Below are 19,515 nucleotides of genomic sequence, written 5' to 3' on the forward strand. Positions count from 1 at the left end.
TTATATCATTTTCTAAGTAATATATTCTTTTAGTGTGCCTATTGCCAGTGCCAAGAAAGGTTGGATACCAATCGGCACTGATCACATTTAAAATCAAACAAACCAAAGAGCGGTGTTTTTAATGCCCAATTTTGATTACAGCTTGGACAGCGGCGTTGTTGTTCGGCTTGTAAACTTTCGCCACCAATGCGGTATAAATAATAATAGGTTGGAATCCCCGTGTGTTGCTCTATTTCTTGGCATAAGGCATAGCCGTGTTTAGATAAATGACTATGTAGATCGGAAATTTCCGCAAGGGCGTGCTGTTCTAATGCTGTGCCGTTCATTTGTAGTTGATCACAAGCCTGCCAATTTTCTTGCCATTTAATGAGATCTAAACTCAAGTGCGGGGCATTTTTAAAATATTTATATAGTGGGATAGGCAAGTTATCCTCCCCACTGTGTAATGGCGAGCAAGATTGTAAATAAGTGGTATAAAGCACTTGCCAGCTAGGGCGTTTACCTTGATAGGTGAGATCTGAATTTAAATCATCAGCAATAACTTGGAAACTATCGAAATTTATCCCGCCACATTGTGCTTTATCTAACGCTGTTTGTACCGCCACATTATTAAATTCGGGTAACAAGCTTTGCTGTTCAGGACAAACGACACGCACTGCAATGCCTTGCTGGTTTTCTAGTTCAGCGTGGAAAAGGGGGATTTCTCGCCCAAGAATTTGCCCATTATAACGCCATTGTTCAATCACTTGATTAATCAATGGGTAAGCCACATTGTTAGGTTGGGTAAGGGTAAAAAAAGCCTCAATTAAATACATTTTCTGCCTTAATTTATCAAGAAAGCGATTGCGTTTTTTCGCATTTGGCTTTGTGGTATCATAACGCCTTCAGTTTTGCACTAAGGCGAATGCCACATTTTAGGCAGAATGAGATGAGAAAGCAAATTAAGGAAACCACAATGCGTGAACAAACAAAATATCAGTTACAACAATTACAAAAAGCAATGGAAGAATTAGCGCTTTGGCAAGCAGCCCCCCCTGAAGCTGCCGCCTTTGACAGCGTTGAGCCATTTTGTATTGATACAATGAATGCACACGAATGGCTACAATGGGTGTTTATTCCAAGAATGTATGCCGTTATCGAAAGCAGTGAACCATTACCGCATAAAATGGCTATCGTACCTTACATTGAAGAAGCTTTGAAAGAGCAAGATATTATTGCCGTGCAACGCTTAATTGAGCCGTTGAAAGCCATCGAAGAAATTTGTAACGCACAAAATGACCGCACTTGATATTCTTTACCAAGATGAATATTTGATCGCGGTGAACAAGCCAGCTGGAATGTTGGTGCATCGTAGTTGGCTTGATCGTCACGAAACCCAATTTGTAATGCAAACCTTGCGCGATCAAATTGGGCAGCACGTTTTTCCTATTCATCGTTTAGATCGCCCAACCTCTGGGGTGTTGCTTTTTGCCTTAAATGCTGAAATAGCCAAATTGCTGTGCGAACAATTTGAGCAGAAGCAGGTTGAAAAAAGCTATTTAGCGGTGGTACGCGGTTATCTCAAAGAGCAGGGAAGGATTGATTATCCGCTGAAAGTGCAATTGGATAAAATTGCCGATAAATTTGCTCAGCAAGATAAAGCACCACAGGAGGCTATCACCGATTATGAAGGATTGAACGTAGTAGAAATGCCTTATGGGGTAGGGCGCTATCAAACGAGTCGTTATTCTTTAGTGAGGTTAATTCCACACACAGGAAGAAAACATCAGTTACGTCGTCACTTAAAGCATATTTTCCACCCCATTTTAGGGGATACTCAATATGGCGATTTGCATCAAAATCGCGCTTTAACTGAACATACAGGCGTGCATCGGTTAATGCTACACGCAGAAACACTGGCCTTTATTCACCCCATAACAAAAAATTGGCTAAAAATCACCGCACCTTTAGATGAACAATGGCAACGCTTGTTTGATGCTTTTTCTTGGAATGGGGTAGGGTAACCCCTTAACTAGAACATTCTAAAACATTAAGTGAACGAGCTTGCTAATAAAAAGGACTAAGAATTTCAAAGTGCGGTGCTTTTTTCATTTGTTTTTTCTTTAAAGCTCTTGTATAATCGCCCGACCCTGTGAATGTGTTGGCTTTCCCACCGCACATTATTTTATCGAGATCCACTCGAAGGGGTGCAGATTGAGATTAATGGTTGTGTTCAATATTGAACACTGGGTATTAATATTATTTTATTGGTAATTAATTAATGAAAACTTTTGTAGCAAAACCAGAAACAGTTAAACGTGACTGGTATGTAGTAGATGCGACAGGTAAAACGTTAGGTCGTTTAGCGACTGAATTAGCACGTCGTCTTCGTGGTAAACATAAAGCTGAATACACTCCACACGTTGATACAGGTGACTATATCATCGTTATCAATGCGGACAAAGTTGCCGTAACAGGTAAAAAAGAAAGCGATAAAATTTACTACTGGCACACTGGCTATGTAGGTGGTATCAAACAAGCGACATTTAAAGAAATGATTGCTCGCCGTCCTGAAGCAGTGATTGAAATTGCGGTTAAAGGTATGTTGCCAAAAGGTCCATTAGGCCGTGCAATGTATCGTAAGTTAAAAGTGTACGCTGGTCCTAACCACGAACACGCAGCACAACAACCACAAGTTTTAGATATTTAATCACGAGGTGAGAAAAATGGCAGAGAATCAAAACTACGGCACAGGTCGCCGCAAAAGCTCTTCAGCTCGTGTATTTATCAAACCGGGCAGTGGTAAAATTACTATCAACCAACGTGAATTAGACGTATATTTCGGTCGCGAAACTTCTCGTATGATCGTACGTCAGCCATTAGAATTGGTTGAATTAACTGATAAATTAGACCTATACATCACAGTTAAAGGTGGTGGTATTTCAGGTCAAGCGGGTGCAATCCGTCACGGTATCACTCGTGCATTAATTGAATATGATGAAACATTACGTCCAGCATTACGCGCAGCAGGCTTTGTTACTCGTGATGCACGTCGCGTTGAACGTAAAAAAGTGGGTTTACACAAAGCACGTCGTCGCCCACAATACTCAAAACGTTAATCGTTTCTTATTCAAATATTGTTCAAATGGCAAGTTTTCACTTGCCATTTTTCTTTTCTAAATTTATTAAACCAATCATTACAAGAAAATTCAATTTGTTATCAATAAGATAGAGTAGTATTGAATAAATTTACTTAGCTATTTCCCTATAATTTATGGTAAAATATTGCCCTTAATTTAAAATGACAGATAAGCAAAAGGTTAGCAGAGGAATAAAATGAGTAGTGCATCAAGTAAACGTTCAATAATGACCCTTTTTTCCAATCAAGAAGATATTTATTGCCATCAGGTTCGCATTGTATTAGCGGAAAAAGGCGTGCCTTATGAAATGGAAGAAATGGCTCTAGGTTCTGTATCTGAAGATTTAATGGAATTAAACCCTTATGGAACATTACCAACCTTGGTAGATCGTGACTTAGTGCTATTTAATTCTCGTATTATTATGGAATACCTTGATGAGCGTTTTCCGCATCCGCCATTAATGCCTGTTTATCCTGTATCTCGTGGTAAAAGCCGTTTATTAATGTTAAGAATTGAGCAAGATTGGTATTCTTTACTAAACCAAATTGAGCAAGGCGATGAGTCTGAGAAAGAGCAGGCTACAAAGCAATTAAAAGAAGAATTATTGGCTATTGCACCAATTTTCAATCAAACACCTTATTTTATGAGTGAAGAATTTAGCTTGGTCGATTGCTATATTGCCCCTTTATTATGGCGTATGCAGAAGCTGGGTATTCAATTTGCAGGAGCGGGAAGTAAAGCAATCAAAAATTATATGGAACGCGTGTATCAAAGAGATTCTTTCAAGCAATCCGTTGGTGAAGTTGCACCTAAAAATCTAATGGATGACAAATAAAAGAGAGGAGTTATGGAGCGTAAATTCTCACCGAAACGTCCTTATATATTAAGAGCTTATTATGATTGGCTTATAGATAATGATTGTACGCCTTATTTGGCGGTTGATGCAACGTATGCAGGGGTAAAAGTACCAGCTGAATACGTCAAAGATGGGCAAATCGTATTAAATATCTCGATGAATGCAACGGGAAACTTGCAATTAACCAATGATTTTGTGCAATTTAATGCGCGTTTTCAAGGCATACCGCAAGAAATTTTTATTCCTATGGGGGCGCTTATTGCTCTTTATGCAAGAGAAAGTGGTGATGGCATTATGTTTGAACCAGAGGAATTTGAAGGTGATCTTGCCCAACAAGATGAAATTCAAGATGAGCAACCGTTAAGTTTCGTTGAAGCTGTTGATAAACCTAAACCAATAGAAAAATCATCTAGCAATAAATCCTCTCCAAAATTACGTTTTATTGATTAATTATTATTGCCCCTAATATCTTTTAAGTGCCTGTATTAAACAAATCGTGCAGGCACTTTTTTATATCCCTAATCTATAAAACCCTTATTTTTTCATTTCTATAGACCTTGTTTAATTATTTTGTAACCCTGTAACAAAAATATCGCTCGCATTTTTCTCTTTCTTTAATAAGTTTCACAATATTAGTTATTTTAAATCTTATTAGTATTTATTTTATCTATTGTAGAAATCAAGGGTAAATTACCACATCACCATAACAGCACTGCAATCTAAAAAATAAGATAATGCTGCAATAAATAAAGCGTAACATAAAATATTAGAGATGCCATAAGCCCGATAAAAGAGAGTAATAAAAAGTTACTTTTATACTTCTATTATTTAACATAATATATATTATGCGAAATCAGTTATCGGGTTAGCGAAAACTACGAATAAATAAAATCACAGGGTTACACACAGATCACTTTTACTAGTTAAGCAAGGTGAAAACAAGCATATCGGCAACGTTGTAACGCTAAAACTTTAGATGTTACGCACTGGAATGAATGCAATGTAAAGAAAAATTAAAGAAGAATTAAAGATGAAGGCTAGAAAAATCTTGCTTTACTTTTAATTTAAGTAAAATTTTAATAAATAAAATTTGGAATTGATGGAAGCTATCCCATCTGTCTCTGTTATTTGTTCTTGTTGCTAATGAGTTTACTAAATTAGGTATTTTCGCGAGAACTTAACAGATATATTGATTAGTTAAATAAGAAATATAAGTATGTCCAATTTATTTAGCAGTATCATTTTCTTAATTAGATATGATTACGCTACGTGAAAAATAAAAAAATCGAGCAATTAGATTACTCGATTTTTTATTCTACATAATGTTAGAAAAATAATTACATTGTGACAGCATCACAAAGTTACCCTAGTAATTTTACGCCATATTCATAAACCCGTTGCAATAAAGCTAATTTTTCAGGGGTGTTTTGATGTTCTTCCGCTAAGGTTTGTAATTCTTGCTCAAATTGCACCGCACTTTGTTCCAGCTTTCTACGGCGGTATTTATCCCAACGTAACTGCTCTGCTCTGGTTAATGTTTTATAGAAATGTCGTGCGCGATAATGAAATAGCAAGCCATCAATACGTTTATCTTGGAACGTCAAATTATGTTCAGCCAATTTTTCAGGTGCTAAATCACGCAAAATAGCCATATTATTTTTATCATTTGGACTGAAAAATCCGCTATACAATTCAGTTTCCACATTATCGTTTGGCTCAAATGTCCGTTCATCGGTGAAAATTTGTAGCACTTTTTCACGGATATTGAGATCTGCACGTAATCTAGCAAGGTTTGCTAAGCAATCTTGACGATTAATGCCTAAACGTTGTGCATTTTCAGGTAATAGGGTTTTGGCTGGAGCTAAAATTGGGCATTTATTAATATGCACCAATTTTAATGGCACTGGCAAAATGCCTTGTTCTTCCAATTCCGCTTTTTTGGTATATAAATTTTGGCGTAATTCTTCCGCACTTTTATTGAGTAAATCATCAATATTGCTATCTAAATCACACACAATGACGGCATTTTTATTGCTTGGGTGCCAGGCTAAAGGGGCAATCCAAGTGGTATTACCGCGATAATTCCCCAACATTCCTGAAACGTGAACCAAGGGTGTCATTTCTGTGGTGTTAATCATTTTTTCAAGGGATTTTTTATCGCGATGTTCAAAGAAAAATTGGAATAATCTTGGCTGTTTTTGTTTGATCAGTTTTGCCATTTCGATAGTTGCATACACATCAGCCATTGCATCGTGGGCATTGCTATGCTCTATTCCATTCGCTTTGGTTAAATTTTCTAAGCGGAACGAGGGCATTCCCTCATCATCATAAACCCAGTTTATGCCTTCTGGTCGCAAGGCATAACAGGCACGCACTAAATCCAGTAAATCCCAGCGAGAATTACCATTTTTCCAACTATATTCGTAAGGATCGATAAAATTCCGATAAAAGGTATAACGGGTCATTTCATCGTCATAACGGATATTATTAAACCCCATTACACAAGTATTTGGCTGTGAGAATTCTTGCAAAATTCGCTGGGCAAATTCTGGTTCAGATAAACCTTGTTCGTTGCATTGTTGTGGCGTAATACCCGTTACCATTACCGCAGTGGGTGAAGGTAAATAGTCATTAGTTTGCTTGCAATAGAACATCACAGGCTCACCAATAATATTAAAATCTTTATCAGTACGAATACCGGCAAATTGCGCAGGGCGATCCGTGGCGGGATTAACGCCAAAACTTTCGTAATCGTAAACAAAAAAACTAAAATTATCTTGCATTACCTTACCTTGTTAAAAAAGGTTCTAAATAAAATAGGCTGAGAATGGCAGAAATACCAAGTACTAAGCCTACCCCATTAATTTTACTTATTTTTTCTTTGAATACTATTGCGCCTACAAGCGTGCCAAGACAAATCACGCCAATATTCATTCCAGCAAAAACCAGCGTTGGGTTTTGGCTGAAACTTTGATGGGCGCGAATATAAAATAGAATATTCATAAAATTTAGCCCGCCGAGTACAATTCCAGCTAATAAGCTTGCGCCATTCCATTGGGTTCGTTTAATCAATAAATACATAAACATCACGCACATTGCTAAGGCAAACGCAATAAACAAGGTGGTTGGAAAGGCATTTCCCATTTTGGCCATTTGTTTGAATAAAATGTCAATGACACCATAGCCTAACCAAACAGCAAGCAAACTCAATCCTGCTTTGACAGAAAGTTGCTGTTCGCACGGTTTATTGATTAAACAAAATAACGCAAAAAAAGCCAAAACTAAACTGATAATACGTGATTGACTGAGCTGTTCGCCAAATAATATAAAGGCAGCTAAAATAGGCAGAAATAAGGATAAACGTTGCGCTGCATCAGAGCGCACAATGCCAGCAAATTCAACCGCTTTAGACATAATAATGAACACACTCGGTAGCAATAAACCTAGGGCTAAGAAAATGGCACTATTTTCATTTTGTACAATAAACTCGGTGAAGCCTTGTCCTTGAAAATTAGGCTGTAATAAAAAATAACTTAATAACAGGGCAATAAGATAATTGAATGCGATTGCCTGTTCAATGACGATATTAAACTTCCGTGCGACTTTTAATAATACGGAGACAGCCACACTACAAGCAATAGCAAGAAATAAATAAGCCATTCGCTATCCTTAGTAAAAAGAAAGAAATTTAAAGTGCGGTAGAAATTCCCCTTATTTTTTACCGCACTTTAATATAACTTAGTGTGTTGCACCAAACCCACGTAATCCCACTACGTGAACTTGTTCTTGATTACCTGAGATTTTACGTACCAGTTTATAAGTGGTTCCTTTTTCTGGGCTAATGTTTTCAGGTGCTGCAATTAATAATTGCATATCTAAACGAGAACATAGTTCAAATAAGGTAGAAATCGATTTCGCATCTAAACGTGCCGCTTCATCAAGGAATAATAAACGGCAAGGAACAATATCCTTACCTCGAATACGACGGCTTTCTTCTTCCCAACTTTGTACCACCATTAGCAAGATTGACATCCCAGTACCAATAGCTTCACCCGTTGATAATGCACCACTTTCTGCACGTAACCAACCATCTGCGCCACGATACACTTCAACTTCTAAATCAAGGTAATTGCGGTAATCCAACAACTCTTCACCAATAGTTTGAGCGGTACGCTGCCCCATATCGATATGTGGATTTAAGCGTTGATACAATTTCGCAATGGCTTCGGAGAAAGTAATGCGGTTATCTGAGAATAAATCTTGATAATCATTGTGGCGATCGGATAATGCATCTAACAACATTGCGTGAGTATCACGAATATTGACCACTAAACGCACCGATTTCACCTGACCAAAGGCAATATTTTGTAAGCCTTGATTGAGCATACGAATGCGATTTTGTTCGCGTTGAATGGTTTTACGCATAATATTCGCCACACTTTCGGAACTAATCGCGAGTTTTTTCTCACGATTTGTTAATTCTGCAGTTAGGCGAGATAATTCGATCTCCATTTGTTCAATCGCATCAATCGGATCATCTGTTTTAATGATATCTTGACGAATACGCTCACGTAAATGTTGATACACTGCAATAAAGAACCGCACTTTATTTTCTGGTTTACGATTATCTTCAGATAAACGCAACGCATCACGCAGGTATTCATTATCAGCTACGGCAGTACGCAACGCACCAAGGGCTTTATCTGACATTGAACGTAATTCATCAGCAGAAAGATAAGCTAACTCGCGGCGGTTTAAACGTTTTTCCACATCACTATTGCGTGATAATCGTAGCACCACACACCAGCTTGCTTTCATTGCCACCACTAATTCACGTTGTGTTTTGTAATCGCGTTCTGCTTTACGAATACGGCGATTAAGATTTTCACTTTCGCTTTCAATTAAGGTTAATTGTTTTTCCAAATAACGGCGACGATTACGTACCGTGGTAAGTTGTTGCGATAATTCATCACGACGTGCTTGCGCCCGTTGCTCTGCCCCATCATCTGCACGTACGCCAAGCTGACTGATTTCCTCAAGCAACTCATTCAGTACTTTATTTTTTTCTTCATAGGAACTACGCAGCTCAATATAAACTTGATTATATTGGGCAAAACGAATTTGTTTTTGACGAACGTGTTCGCGTTGTTGTTCACGTTGTTGCTGAACTTGCTCTAAACGATTACGAAGCTGCTCATTTAATTCAGAGGTTTCAGATTGGACACTTTCTTTGTAATCAAAATGGGCTTTACGTTGTACCACATCGGCTAAAGCAAAAACACGTAGTTGAATTTGTTTTTGTTGTTGTTTTGCTTGTTCATAGTCAGCTTTTAATCGCTCATAATTTTCTGGATCGCTTTGTAATGTATTGGCAATGGGTTCAAGCTGTGACAATGTCACGCTATATTGGCGAATAAAGCGTTCATCTTGTTCCGCTAAATCTAATTGCTCACGACATTCTTCGATACGCTCTAATAAACTTTCATCGCCAATGACTCCAAGTTGCGGAATCAGTCTATTTAATAACTGTAATTTTTCTTTTGCATTGTCTAATTTAAGGCGAATTTGTTGTTCAGTGGTAGCAAACTGCCCTAATTCACGCTCGATTTCCCCTTGTTCACGGCGAATTTGTGCCATTAATTCTTCAGGGTTGGGCTGGAATGCGAGAGCTAAATGCAAACCAACAAATTGGCTGAAATGTTCGTGTAAGCGTTGGCATTTTTGCACATCAAAAGCACATTCGGCATAGTGTTCCGATACTTCATCACGTTCAATTTGTAAGGCTTCTAAATGTTTTTCTCGTGCTGCACGGCCAAATAATGGAATTTCAGGGAATTTTGAATAACGTAATTCACGGTTAGACACCTGAACCACGACCCCTAAATCTAGCTCTTGGGCGGACAATACGCTGTCATCAAAAGAACTTGGATCACCTTCGATAAGGTATAAATCATCTGGGCAATCTTCAAGTTGCGCTAATTGCGCTTTCACAGCGTCTAAATCGCGCACCACAATCGCGTGACGAGCAGGGCCATATAACGCGGAGAAATAAGGTGCGTCTTCAATTGGCACATCATCATAAAGCTCAGAAAGTAACACACCGCCAAAGCGTTCTGCTAATACATTTAAACGCGGATCTTCAGAACCATCTGGCTGGCTTAAACGAGAAATTTGCTCATCAAGTTGCTGACGTTTTTGCTCTAACTGATCACGTTTGATGGTTAATTCTCGTTCTTTAACTAAGAGTGATTGCATAAAATTCATCACGTCTTGGCTATCAGCAAACTGACTATGACTTTGTTCTTGTAAACGTTCTAGCGCTGATTGCGCAGTAAGCCACGCAGGGGCTTTATTGGCATTTTCATTGTAACGGACATTCAACTGCTCACGTTTTTGACGCAAAGTTGAGCGCTGTTCCACCTGTTCTGCCAATTCTTCATTTAGCTCATCAACAAGGCTTTCTTGCTCCGCATAATAGTCTTCAATTTCATCGGTGGTTTCAAGTTCTAATGCGGCTCGCTGATTAAATTCTTTCAATAAACGCACCGCACTTTGCTGTTGTTGATAACGCTGTTCTAACTCGTGTAATTTGGCACGAAGTTGCGGTGTTTGTTGCGCTTGCACTTTTTGGCTCGGATATTCACGCAATAATGCTTTTGCACTTTCCCACGCAGCAGAACGTGGCATTTCGCCTGCGATTTGGCAAACAAGTTGATAGGCTTTATCAAACTGCGATTTCGCCATTTCGGAAATCGACATTTTTTGCTCTAAATCTAGAACGTTATTCGTCAAATCTTCCGCTTGCGCGACAAATTCAGCGTGATAATCCTCCACATTTTTAGTAGAAAGATCGGCCAATCCACAAAGGGTTTTGGCTTTTTCAAGTGCTTGAATAGCCTGTTGATATTGCAGCGCACGGGTTTGTTGGGCATCTAGTGCTTGTTGATAATCCGCTAATTGGCTACGCAGTTGATCCACTTCTTGTTCATATTGTTCTAACTGCGCTTGGCTTTCTTCGTGCTGTTCTGATGCTTCTTCTACCGCAAATTTTTGTTCTTCTAATTTTTCTCGTAAGCTTTCTACATCATCTTGATAACGCGAGATTTTTTCTTGATGACGTAACGCATTTAGCACCAAATTAAGATGATCGAGTGCGCTTTGGTGATCAACCTCAAGGGTTTGCTCATTTTCGTTAAGTTCCGCCAATTCACGGCTAAAATCCACTAAGCGATGTTGTGATAAATCGCGTTCTGATTTTGCTAAATACCATTCCTTACGATGTGTTAAGGCACTTTCTACATTGCCTCGACGTTCATTGGCATTACGCATATAATCTGACGCCACATAATTGGTGGTTTCCGTAATTAAATGCTTGAATAAATCACGATCCGATTGCGTAACTTTAATTGCCTCAAGGGTCATACGGTTTTCACGCAATGCACTTTCCATATCTTGAAAGGCTTTACGGACGCCTAAGTTTTCGGGTAATAAATAATCACGCAAGGAGCGAGTAATCGCACTGGAAATTCCTCCGTAAAGCGAGGCTTCAATGAGTTTATAAAATTTGCTACGATCTGAAGAAGAACGCAGACGTTTAGGAATAATCCCTAAATCAAACATCATTCCGTGATAATCTGTAATGGAATGATATTGTTTAAATTGTGCGCCAAGGTTTTCTATTTTTTCTTTTAATTCATTAAGTGTTAGTACCCTTGCTTGACGCTCATTGACCGTTTCAGTTAAAACACTTGTTGGTGTTTGTGCAAGACTTAACCCTTGAATAGAAAAGGTTTTGATATCAACTTTTTTATCACGTCCAGCAACTTGTTGTAGACGCGCCCCGACTAAAACACGTTGATGACGAGAATTCACTGCATCTAATACTGCATAGCAGACACCCGGTTTAAGCTTACCGTGCAACCCTTTGTCGCGTGAACCCGTGGTTGCCCCCGCTTCTGTGGTATTACGGAAGTGCAATAAGGTTAAATCAGGAATTAACGCGGTAACAAAACCAGCCATTGTGGTTGATTTCCCCGCACCATTCCCCCCTGATAAGGTCGTGACTAACTCATCTAAATCAAATGTACGGGCAAAAAAACCGTTCCAGTTAATGAGGGTCAGTGAGCGGAATTTTCCACGCTCGACATTTTGAGCAATGGGAGCAGGCGCATCTTGCTGTTCTGCTTGCGCTGTTTCAATAATGTCTAATTCTTCAGGTTGATGATTTTCCATTTCTTCACTATCAAGGGTTAAATTATCATTTTCTACTTCAAATGCTTTGCTCATTATTCTTCCCCTTCCTCATCAATTTCTTCTATTTCATCTACATTTTCAACGTCATTTTGTACCGCACTTTTCTCATCTTGTAAGGATTGCGGTGTTGCCGCTTCGCCATCACGAATTAAGCGTAATTGTGCTTCCATTGGATCATCACCTGCACGCACTTCAGCACCAAAACGAAATACCGCTTCTGAAATCACAAATTTACCACTATGCTGATCCCCTACGGTAGCAATCATTCCTAGACGGCGTAAGCGGTTAAGTGCTGCTCGTACTTTTTCAGCTAATTTCTGTTTATCTAAATCAGATCCTGAAGAACGCTGATTGACGGTTTTTAACAGTTTGCTTTCATCAGCAAGATTTAATAATTCATCATAAACTTCTTGTGTGGTAAAAATACCTTGTTGAGCAAGACGCTCTGGACTTAAATACAAGTAACATAATACTTTTCCCACAAGCATTTCTAGCTCGGAAAGAACAGAACGCGCAATTAATGTTGTTGCTTTTGGACGTAAATAAAAGAAACCTTCTGGCGCACGAATTAATTCTACGTTATAACGGCGATAAAATTGATCCAACTCATATTGAAAATCCATTAAAAAGGCGTGATTATCAAGCTGTTCAATACTAATATGTCTTCCCGCTCGTAATTGGCTGTCCACAACAGGAAAAAGAGGATTTGCAATGGCTTGAGCTTGTTTTACTGAAATTATATCTTGTAACTGATCTGTCATCATTTTTTCTCTTAATTATATTCATCAATAATATGGGCTTGTACTTCAGCCCCCGCCTGATTTATTTCTTCCCATTGTGGATATACGCCACTTAAATCACCACTCGCCATTCCTAGCCGTACTGCTTGATCGACAATAATTCTTGCTACATCAAAATGTCGTTCGACAGGATAATTATCTAACTGTTCTTTTAACACAAGGCTAAGATTAATAGGACGATGATTTTCGCGATAAGCAATTAATAGAGCTTGCATATGTTCAACAATTTGTTCGTGCAAATCAGCCAAACTTTCGTATTGTAATGCTTCTGGCAACTCCCCTAGCGCATCTTCTTCACGTAATACAAGCTCTTCATCACGCAAATCTACTAAACGTTCTGCTTGTGCAGTCCATAAATACCAAGGATTTTCAAAATAATGTTGAATAGATTGGCGTAAACGTTGTGAAAACACACGATTTTTATCCATATCAATCGCTGTACGGATAAATTTATGTACGTGGCGATCATAACCAATCCACAAATCAATAGATTGTTGCCCCCAGCTGATAATGCGGTCTAATTTTGCTTGTAAATCAATAATAAGTTGATCGATAAAATAAAGATTCTGCTGTCCGATCACACAATCTTGAATACGCAATAATTGTGCTTGCAATTTATCTCCAGCGGAATTGAGTGTATCTTGCAATTCACGTAAATTGCTTGAGGTTTCATCTAATAAACGTTCACAGCTTGAAATCGCTGCTTGCCAATCTTTGGTTAATAGCTCAGCGATTTCATCTTTAATGCTTTGCTGACTTTCATCCATCACACGTTGTGAGAAATCAATGCTGTCAAAAATCTCTGCCACAGAATATTTTAATGGCGCAAACACATTGCGTCGCCAATGATTTTCATCTCCACCCTCTTCTGCCGCTTCAGAAGCACGTTGAATTTCATCTGCCACAATAGAAAGCTGGACGGAAAGGCGTAACGCAGAAAATTCACGTTGGCGAATGTAATAGTCCGAAACCCCAACGCCCAATGGGGTTAAACGATAGATTGCCAAACCTTCGGTGAATTCGCTACTAAAGCGATTGAGAAAACGCTGTTTCACTAATTCATTAATCGCATTATTGGCTCGAGTAGCAATATTATCGGGGGATTGCTCAAAGGCTGACGCGGTATGACGGAAAATATCCACTAAATCCGTTTCTAACATCTCACCGTCTAAACGTTCATTGTTATAAATCGCAATAGCCAATAAAAACGCCAAACGATCAGTCGGCAAATTAAGCGAAAATTCTCGCTCTCTTGCCCAAGAAACCAATTCAGGGATTGTTTGTGATGTTTCAAGCATTGTGTATTCTCACAAGCAAATAAAAATTAGACAAAAATTGTAGTTGATTATACAGGATTTTTTACGGATCTTGTAGATCGTTTTTTTACCAAAAATGTTTACAAAAATTTGTCATTTAGCAAAATGTATTTACAATAAAGAAATGGTTATTTGATTTAACATTCAAAATGGAAATTGAATTTGATCAAAAGAAAAATCAGCGCAATATTGAAGAGCCTCAACTCTCGAGAGAAAAGATTATCCCGAACCGCGTTTTTTAGCCGCGGGTTATGTGGGTACAACAGCGCGATTACATATTCTTGTATTTACGCCAATAAAAACAGGAATTCGAGTGATTAGCTTCCGTAAAGCAAATGCAAGGGAGGTCAAAAAATATGAAGACAGAAAAAAACATACCACTAATTAATGTTGAGGGGGAAGCCCGAGAATTACAGCAAAGTGACTTTACACAAATGAAATCGTTACAAGAAACAATGCCTGATTATTTTGTCAATATGGTGCTTGCACATCAAACTGAAATGGAAAAACAAGGGCATATAAAACCAAAAGTAAGAGGTAAACAAAAAGCGCCAACCAAACAAATTATCACTATTCGCTTATCACCAGAAGTCATTGAAGCCTTTAAAGCCACTGGAAAAGGTTGGCAATCACGCATCAATGAAGTACTTCTCCAGCATATTCACTCAGTATAATTATCAATGACCGCATCATCATAATAAAGTGCGGTCAAAAACGTTCATCTTTTTTTAGCTACCTAAAAAGACCTAAATCCTGCATATTCCTATTGGAAAAAATTCCATTACCCCTTACTATACGCAAGTTTTTTAAATTGATATAACTGAATAATAAATCCAATGAGTGAAAATTTAACTTCTCAAAACGAAAAAACAAAGAAACAAATCTACAATTTCAATAAGTTACAAAAACGCCTACGCCGTAATGTAGGGGCTGCCATTGCTGATTTTAATATGATTGAAGAGGGCGATAAGGTAATGGTGTGCTTATCAGGTGGAAAAGATAGCTACACTTTGCTTGATATTTTGCTCAATTTACGCCTTAACGCACCGATTCATTTTGACATTGTGGCGGTAAATTTAGATCAAAAGCAACCCGGCTTCCCTGAACACGTCTTACCTGAATATTTAGAACGCATTGGAGTAGATTACAAAATTGTAGAAGAAAATACCTATGGCATTGTGAAAGAAAAAATCCCAGAAGGCAAAACCACTTGCTCTCTTTGCTCACGCTTAAGACGTGGGATTTTATACCGCACTGCCACAGAGCTTGGCGCAACCAAAATTGCTCTTGGTCATCATCGTGATGATATGTTGGAAACCCTATTTTTAAATATGTTCTATGGTGGCAAACTGAAGTCAATGCCACCCAAATTAATTAGCGATGATGGCAAACAAATTGTGATTCGTCCACTGGCCTATTGCAAAGAAAAGGATATTGAAAAATATGCTATCGCCAAACAATTCCCCATTATTCCTTGTAATCTATGCGGTTCGCAACCTAACTTGCAACGCCAAGTGGTAAAAGAAATGTTACAGACTTGGGATCGCCAATATCCGGGGCGTATCGAAACGATGTTTAGTGCAATGCAAAATATCCTACCTTCTCACTTATGCGATAAAAATTTATTTAATTTTAAAGATATTCAACGTGGACAACAGTTAGACGGTGTGGAAGGCGATATTGCTTTTGATAAACAAGATCTGCCAACTACCCCATTATACCAAGATGAAGAGGAACAAACCGATTTTAGCCAAAATGAAATGATCGCGTTTAAGGAAGTGAATTAAACATAAAGCGAATTAGAAAGTGGGTAAAAAATTAAGTGCGGTGAAAAAAATTAACATTTTCCACCGCACTTTTCTATTTCTCTATTTTTATAAATGCAATTTTACATTCTACGCGCTTGCCAATAAGTGCGCGTCCAGTAAGGGCTATTGAGGGAAGAATAAATCACTCCCCCTTTAGTTGATGCGTGCAGGAATTGACCATCTTTAACATAAATCCCAACGTGATAGCCATTAGGCCCTCGCCCTGTTTTAAAGAAGACTAAATCTCCTGTTTGAATTTGCGATTTTGGCACTTTTGTACCATATTTCACTTGCTCTTTTGTCGTACGTGGTAGATTAATATTAAAACGATCACGAAATGTTTTTTGCACAAATCCAGAGCAATCAATACCACGGCGACTTTGCCCGCCTAAACGATAAGGCGTGCCAGCCCATTCTCGTTGATGTTCACTTAATAAGGCGATTGTCATAATTGGATCATCAAGTCGTCCCTGATAAGAAATTTTTTCATCAGAATCTGAATGATTTGCTGAATGTGGAGACCCTGAACAAGCTGCTAATACAGCAATACCAAGGGAAACTAAAATAAATTTAGCTAAACGCATTTTTTACCTACAAAATAAATAAAAGGAAAGCTATCCAAAAAAAGATAGCTTTCTTATCACATAAATAATTTAAGCCTTTGGCTTCGATTTTTCTACTCGAGAACGTAATTTTTGACCGGGTTTGAACACCACGACGCGACGTGCGGAAACAGGTACGCTTTCCCCTGTTTTAGGGTTGCGTCCCGGGCGTGAGGCTTTATCACGTAATTCAAAATTACCAAAACCCGATAATTTCACATCTTGCCCACTTTCCAACGCTACGCGAATTTCCTCAAAAAAACTTTCTACCAATAATTTGGCATCACGTTTATTTAGATTATGCTTTTCAATTAAGCTGTCAGCTAGTTCAACTTTGGTCAATGTCATAATATTAATCTCTCAAATAAGCATCAAATCGTTGTTTTAATGCGTCTAATACTGCTGAAATTACCGCATTAATTTCTTTCTCTTCAAGGGTTTTTTCCGTATCTTGAATTGTTAAGCTAATCGCTAAACTTTTCTTACCTTGTGGTAAATTTGCCCCTTGGTAAACATCAAATAAACTGAGGTTCACAAGCTGTTTTCCGCCCGCTTGACGACAGACTTCTAACACATCGCCAGCCGGTATTGCGCTATCCACGACAATGGCCAAATCACGTTTATTAGCTGGGAAGCGAGAAATTTCTTTGGCATTTGGCACAGATTTTTCTGCAATCGCCGCCCATTCAATTTCAAATACAATTGGTTTACCTGACAAACCAAGCTGTTGTACGACTTTTGGATGTACGGTACCAATATAACCGATTTCTTTATCGTCCAACATAATGGCAGCGGATTGTCCTGGGTGTAACGCTGGATATGATTTTGCAACAAAACGCAAACGATTTCCAGCCTTTGTTAGCGATAAAATGCGTTCTAAATCCCCTTTTAGATCAAAGAAATCCACATTTTCGCCTTTATGTTCCCAATGAACTGGACGTTTATCCCCTACAATCGCAGCGCCAATAACGTATTCTTGACGAACACCACTTTCTGCTTGGCTATCAGGAATAAAGCGTAATCCACCTTCAAAAATACGTACACGATTTTGCTGACGATTTTGGTTGTAAGCAATGGTGGTAAGTAAGCCCGGTAATAAAGAAACACGCATAGCAGACATTTCACGCGAAATTGGATTTGGTAAAATTAATGCCTCTTGTTGTGGGTATAATAATTGCTGAACTTCAGGATCAACAAAGCTATAAGACACAATTTCTTGATAATCACTATCTACAAATGCCGTGCGAACACGAACCAATTCTAATAAATGTTCAGGCATTGGTTTCATTTGTAAATGCGCTAACGGTGGATTATTCGGAATATTGTTATAACTGTAAATACGGGCGACTTCTTCGATCAAATCTTCTTCAATTTCAATATCAAAACGCCAGCTTGGTGAAATCGCTGTCCATAAACCGTCTTGATAACTTACTTGTAACCCTAAGCGTTGCAAAATATCAGTAACTGTTTCAGTTGGAATATAATGCCCTAGTAGATGATCTAATTTTTCACGGCGTAATTGAACCTGTTTTACTTTTGGTAAATGCACTTCACTGACCACCTCACAAATTTCGCCCGCTTCTCCACCACAGATTGCTAATAATAATGCGGTTGCTCGTTCCATCGCATCGCGTTGTAAATTAAAATCAACGCCACGTTCAAAGCGGTGAGAAGCATCAGTATGCAAGCCATATTGTCTTGCACGCCCTGTAATAGCTAACGGAGCAAAGAATGCGGATTCAAGAATAACGTCTTTTGTTTCGCCATTTACTCCGCTTGCTTCACCACCAAAAATGCCAGCCATTGCTAATGGACCATTTTGATCGGCAATAAGAAGTGTATTGGGTTGAAGTTTGGCGGTTGTACCATCTAACAGGACTAATTCTTCCCCTTCTTTCGCCATACGAACTTGTACAGGCTGGCTCACTTTAGCCGCATCAAAGGCGTGCATTGGCTGTCCTAATTCAAGTAAAATGTAATTGGTAATATCTACCACTGGATCAATAGAACGGATACCGCAACGGCGTAATTTTTCTTGCATCCAAATAGGCGTTTGCGCCTTAACGTTCACATTTTTTACCACACGCAATAAATAGCGTGGGCAAGCCTCTGGCGCTAACAGATCAATTTGTGCTTTATCAGTAATAGTTGCTACAACGGGCTGAATATCAGGCGTATTGACTGTTTGCTGATTTACCACGCCCACTTCACGGGCAATGCCCGCAATACTTAAACAGTCGGCACGGTTTGGCGTTAAGCTGATTTCTACACTGTTATCATTTAATTGTAAATATTCACGTAAATCCGTCCCAATCGGTGCATCGGCTGGCAATTCAATGATACCGTTATGATCGTCAGAAATGCCTAATTCGCTGAATGAGCATAGCATTCCTTCAGAAGGCTGACCGCGTAATTTGGTTTTCTTAATCTTAAAGTTACCAGGTAACACTGCACCATCAACCGCACAAGCCACCTTCAAGCCTTGGCGGCAATTTGGTGCGCCACATACAATGTCTAATAGACGTTCACCACCAACATTCACTTTGGTTACACGCAATTTATCAGCATCAGGGTGTTGAGCGCATTCCACCACTTCCCCAACAACAACGCCATTAAATTCACCAGCAACCGCTTCAATGCCATCGACTTCGAGTCCAAGCATTGTAATTTGATCACATAATTGTTCCGTGCTAACTTCAGGATTAACCCATTCACGCACCCATAATTCACTAAATTTCATATTCTTTCTCTACATTAAATT

The 19,515-nt window shown here is 38.7% G+C and carries 18 protein-coding genes; 9 read left to right on the top strand and 9 right to left on the bottom strand.

All coding sequences use genetic code 11. The features are described from left to right. Positions 1-38 precede the first annotated feature (38 nt). Positions 39-815 carry a Zn-ribbon-containing protein gene (locus tag L4F93_RS10770; RefSeq protein WP_250350244.1) on the bottom strand — a complete coding sequence of 259 codons (777 nt, stop codon included), beginning with the start codon at positions 813-815 and terminating at the stop codon, positions 39-41. A 140-nt stretch (positions 816-955) separates the two neighbouring features. On the opposite strand from L4F93_RS10770, the gene L4F93_RS10775 reads away from it, so the two are divergent. From L4F93_RS10775 to L4F93_RS10800, 6 genes are all read left to right on the top strand, one after another. Next, the gene (locus L4F93_RS10775; RefSeq protein WP_250350245.1) at positions 956-1,288 is read left to right on the top strand and encodes a YqcC family protein; all 333 of its coding nucleotides are present in this window, start codon (positions 956-958) and stop codon (positions 1,286-1,288) included. Continuing rightward, positions 1,275-2,003: a tRNA pseudouridine(65) synthase TruC gene (truC, locus tag L4F93_RS10780; protein WP_250350246.1), complete on the top strand. Its 729-nt coding sequence runs from the start codon at positions 1,275-1,277 to the stop codon at positions 2,001-2,003. The genes L4F93_RS10775 and truC overlap by 14 nt, the downstream gene beginning before the upstream one ends. Before the next feature lie 257 nt (positions 2,004-2,260). Next, positions 2,261-2,689, top strand: coding sequence for a 50S ribosomal protein L13 (gene rplM, locus L4F93_RS10785; RefSeq protein WP_017806616.1), 429 nt, complete (start codon positions 2,261-2,263; stop codon positions 2,687-2,689). Positions 2,690-2,705: 16 nt separating this feature from the next. Further along, entirely contained in the window at positions 2,706-3,098 is a 393-nt protein-coding gene (rpsI, locus tag L4F93_RS10790) for a 30S ribosomal protein S9 (RefSeq protein WP_017806615.1), read from the top strand. Positions 3,099-3,315: 217 nt separating this feature from the next. Continuing rightward, positions 3,316-3,954: a stringent starvation protein SspA gene (gene sspA, locus L4F93_RS10795; protein WP_250350247.1), complete on the top strand. Its 639-nt coding sequence runs from the start codon at positions 3,316-3,318 to the stop codon at positions 3,952-3,954. Between the two features lie 12 nt (positions 3,955-3,966). Then, positions 3,967-4,425 carry a ClpXP protease specificity-enhancing factor gene (locus L4F93_RS10800; RefSeq protein ID WP_250350248.1) on the top strand — a complete coding sequence of 153 codons (459 nt, stop codon included), beginning with the start codon at positions 3,967-3,969 and terminating at the stop codon, positions 4,423-4,425. 911 nt (positions 4,426-5,336) lie between these two features. Here L4F93_RS10800 and sbcB read toward each other — a convergent pair. The 5 genes from sbcB to mukF form a co-directional block, all read right to left on the bottom strand. Continuing rightward, positions 5,337-6,758, bottom strand: coding sequence for an exodeoxyribonuclease I (gene sbcB, locus L4F93_RS10805; RefSeq protein ID WP_250350249.1), 1,422 nt, complete (start codon positions 6,756-6,758; stop codon positions 5,337-5,339). A gap of 4 nt (positions 6,759-6,762) precedes the next feature. Continuing rightward, positions 6,763-7,635: a DMT family transporter gene (locus tag L4F93_RS10810; RefSeq protein ID WP_250350250.1), complete on the bottom strand. Its 873-nt coding sequence runs from the start codon at positions 7,633-7,635 to the stop codon at positions 6,763-6,765. 78 nt (positions 7,636-7,713) lie between these two features. Then, entirely contained in the window at positions 7,714-12,261 is a 4,548-nt protein-coding gene (mukB, locus tag L4F93_RS10815; RefSeq protein WP_250350251.1) for a chromosome partition protein MukB, read from the bottom strand. Then, positions 12,261-12,989, bottom strand: a complete 729-nt coding sequence (gene mukE / locus L4F93_RS10820) for a chromosome partition protein MukE (protein WP_250351688.1) — start codon at positions 12,987-12,989, stop codon at positions 12,261-12,263. Before mukE ends, mukB begins: the two co-directional genes overlap by 1 nt. An 11-nt stretch (positions 12,990-13,000) precedes the next feature. After that, positions 13,001-14,326: a chromosome partition protein MukF gene (gene mukF / locus L4F93_RS10825; RefSeq protein ID WP_250350252.1), complete on the bottom strand. Its 1,326-nt coding sequence runs from the start codon at positions 14,324-14,326 to the stop codon at positions 13,001-13,003. 271 nt (positions 14,327-14,597) lie between these two features. Here mukF and L4F93_RS10830 point away from each other — a divergent pair, with 271 nt between their 5' ends. The 3 genes from L4F93_RS10830 to ttcA all read left to right on the top strand — a co-directional run bounded on the left by L4F93_RS10830 (position 14,598) and on the right by ttcA (position 16,131). Continuing rightward, positions 14,598-14,732 carry a hypothetical protein gene (locus tag L4F93_RS10830; RefSeq protein WP_250350253.1) on the top strand — a complete coding sequence of 45 codons (135 nt, stop codon included), beginning with the start codon at positions 14,598-14,600 and terminating at the stop codon, positions 14,730-14,732. After that, positions 14,701-15,018 carry a BrnA antitoxin family protein gene (locus tag L4F93_RS10835; protein ID WP_250350254.1) on the top strand — a complete coding sequence of 106 codons (318 nt, stop codon included), beginning with the start codon at positions 14,701-14,703 and terminating at the stop codon, positions 15,016-15,018. Before L4F93_RS10830 ends, L4F93_RS10835 begins: the two co-directional genes overlap by 32 nt. Before the next feature lie 162 nt (positions 15,019-15,180). Further along, entirely contained in the window at positions 15,181-16,131 is a 951-nt protein-coding gene (ttcA, locus tag L4F93_RS10840) for a tRNA 2-thiocytidine(32) synthetase TtcA (RefSeq protein WP_250350255.1), read from the top strand. A gap of 101 nt (positions 16,132-16,232) precedes the next feature. On the opposite strand, the gene L4F93_RS10845 is transcribed toward ttcA, so the two are convergent. From L4F93_RS10845 to pheT, 3 genes are all read right to left on the bottom strand, one after another. Further along, positions 16,233-16,736 (bottom strand): C40 family peptidase, encoded by a 504-nt coding sequence (locus tag L4F93_RS10845; RefSeq protein ID WP_250350256.1) that lies wholly within the window; start codon positions 16,734-16,736, stop codon positions 16,233-16,235. Positions 16,737-16,805: 69 nt separating this feature from the next. After that, a complete protein-coding gene (locus L4F93_RS10850) occupies positions 16,806-17,102 on the bottom strand; it encodes an integration host factor subunit alpha (RefSeq protein WP_103855875.1) in 297 nt (98 codons plus the stop codon). Positions 17,103-17,106: 4 nt separating this feature from the next. After that, the gene (pheT, locus tag L4F93_RS10855) at positions 17,107-19,494 is read right to left on the bottom strand and encodes a phenylalanine--tRNA ligase subunit beta (protein WP_250350257.1); all 2,388 of its coding nucleotides are present in this window, start codon (positions 19,492-19,494) and stop codon (positions 17,107-17,109) included. Between the last annotated feature and the right edge of the window lie 21 nt (positions 19,495-19,515).

Origin of the sequence: Avibacterium sp. 20-132 (assembly GCF_023611925.1) — a bacterium.
Taxonomy (GTDB): Bacteria; Pseudomonadota; Gammaproteobacteria; order Enterobacterales; family Pasteurellaceae; genus Avibacterium.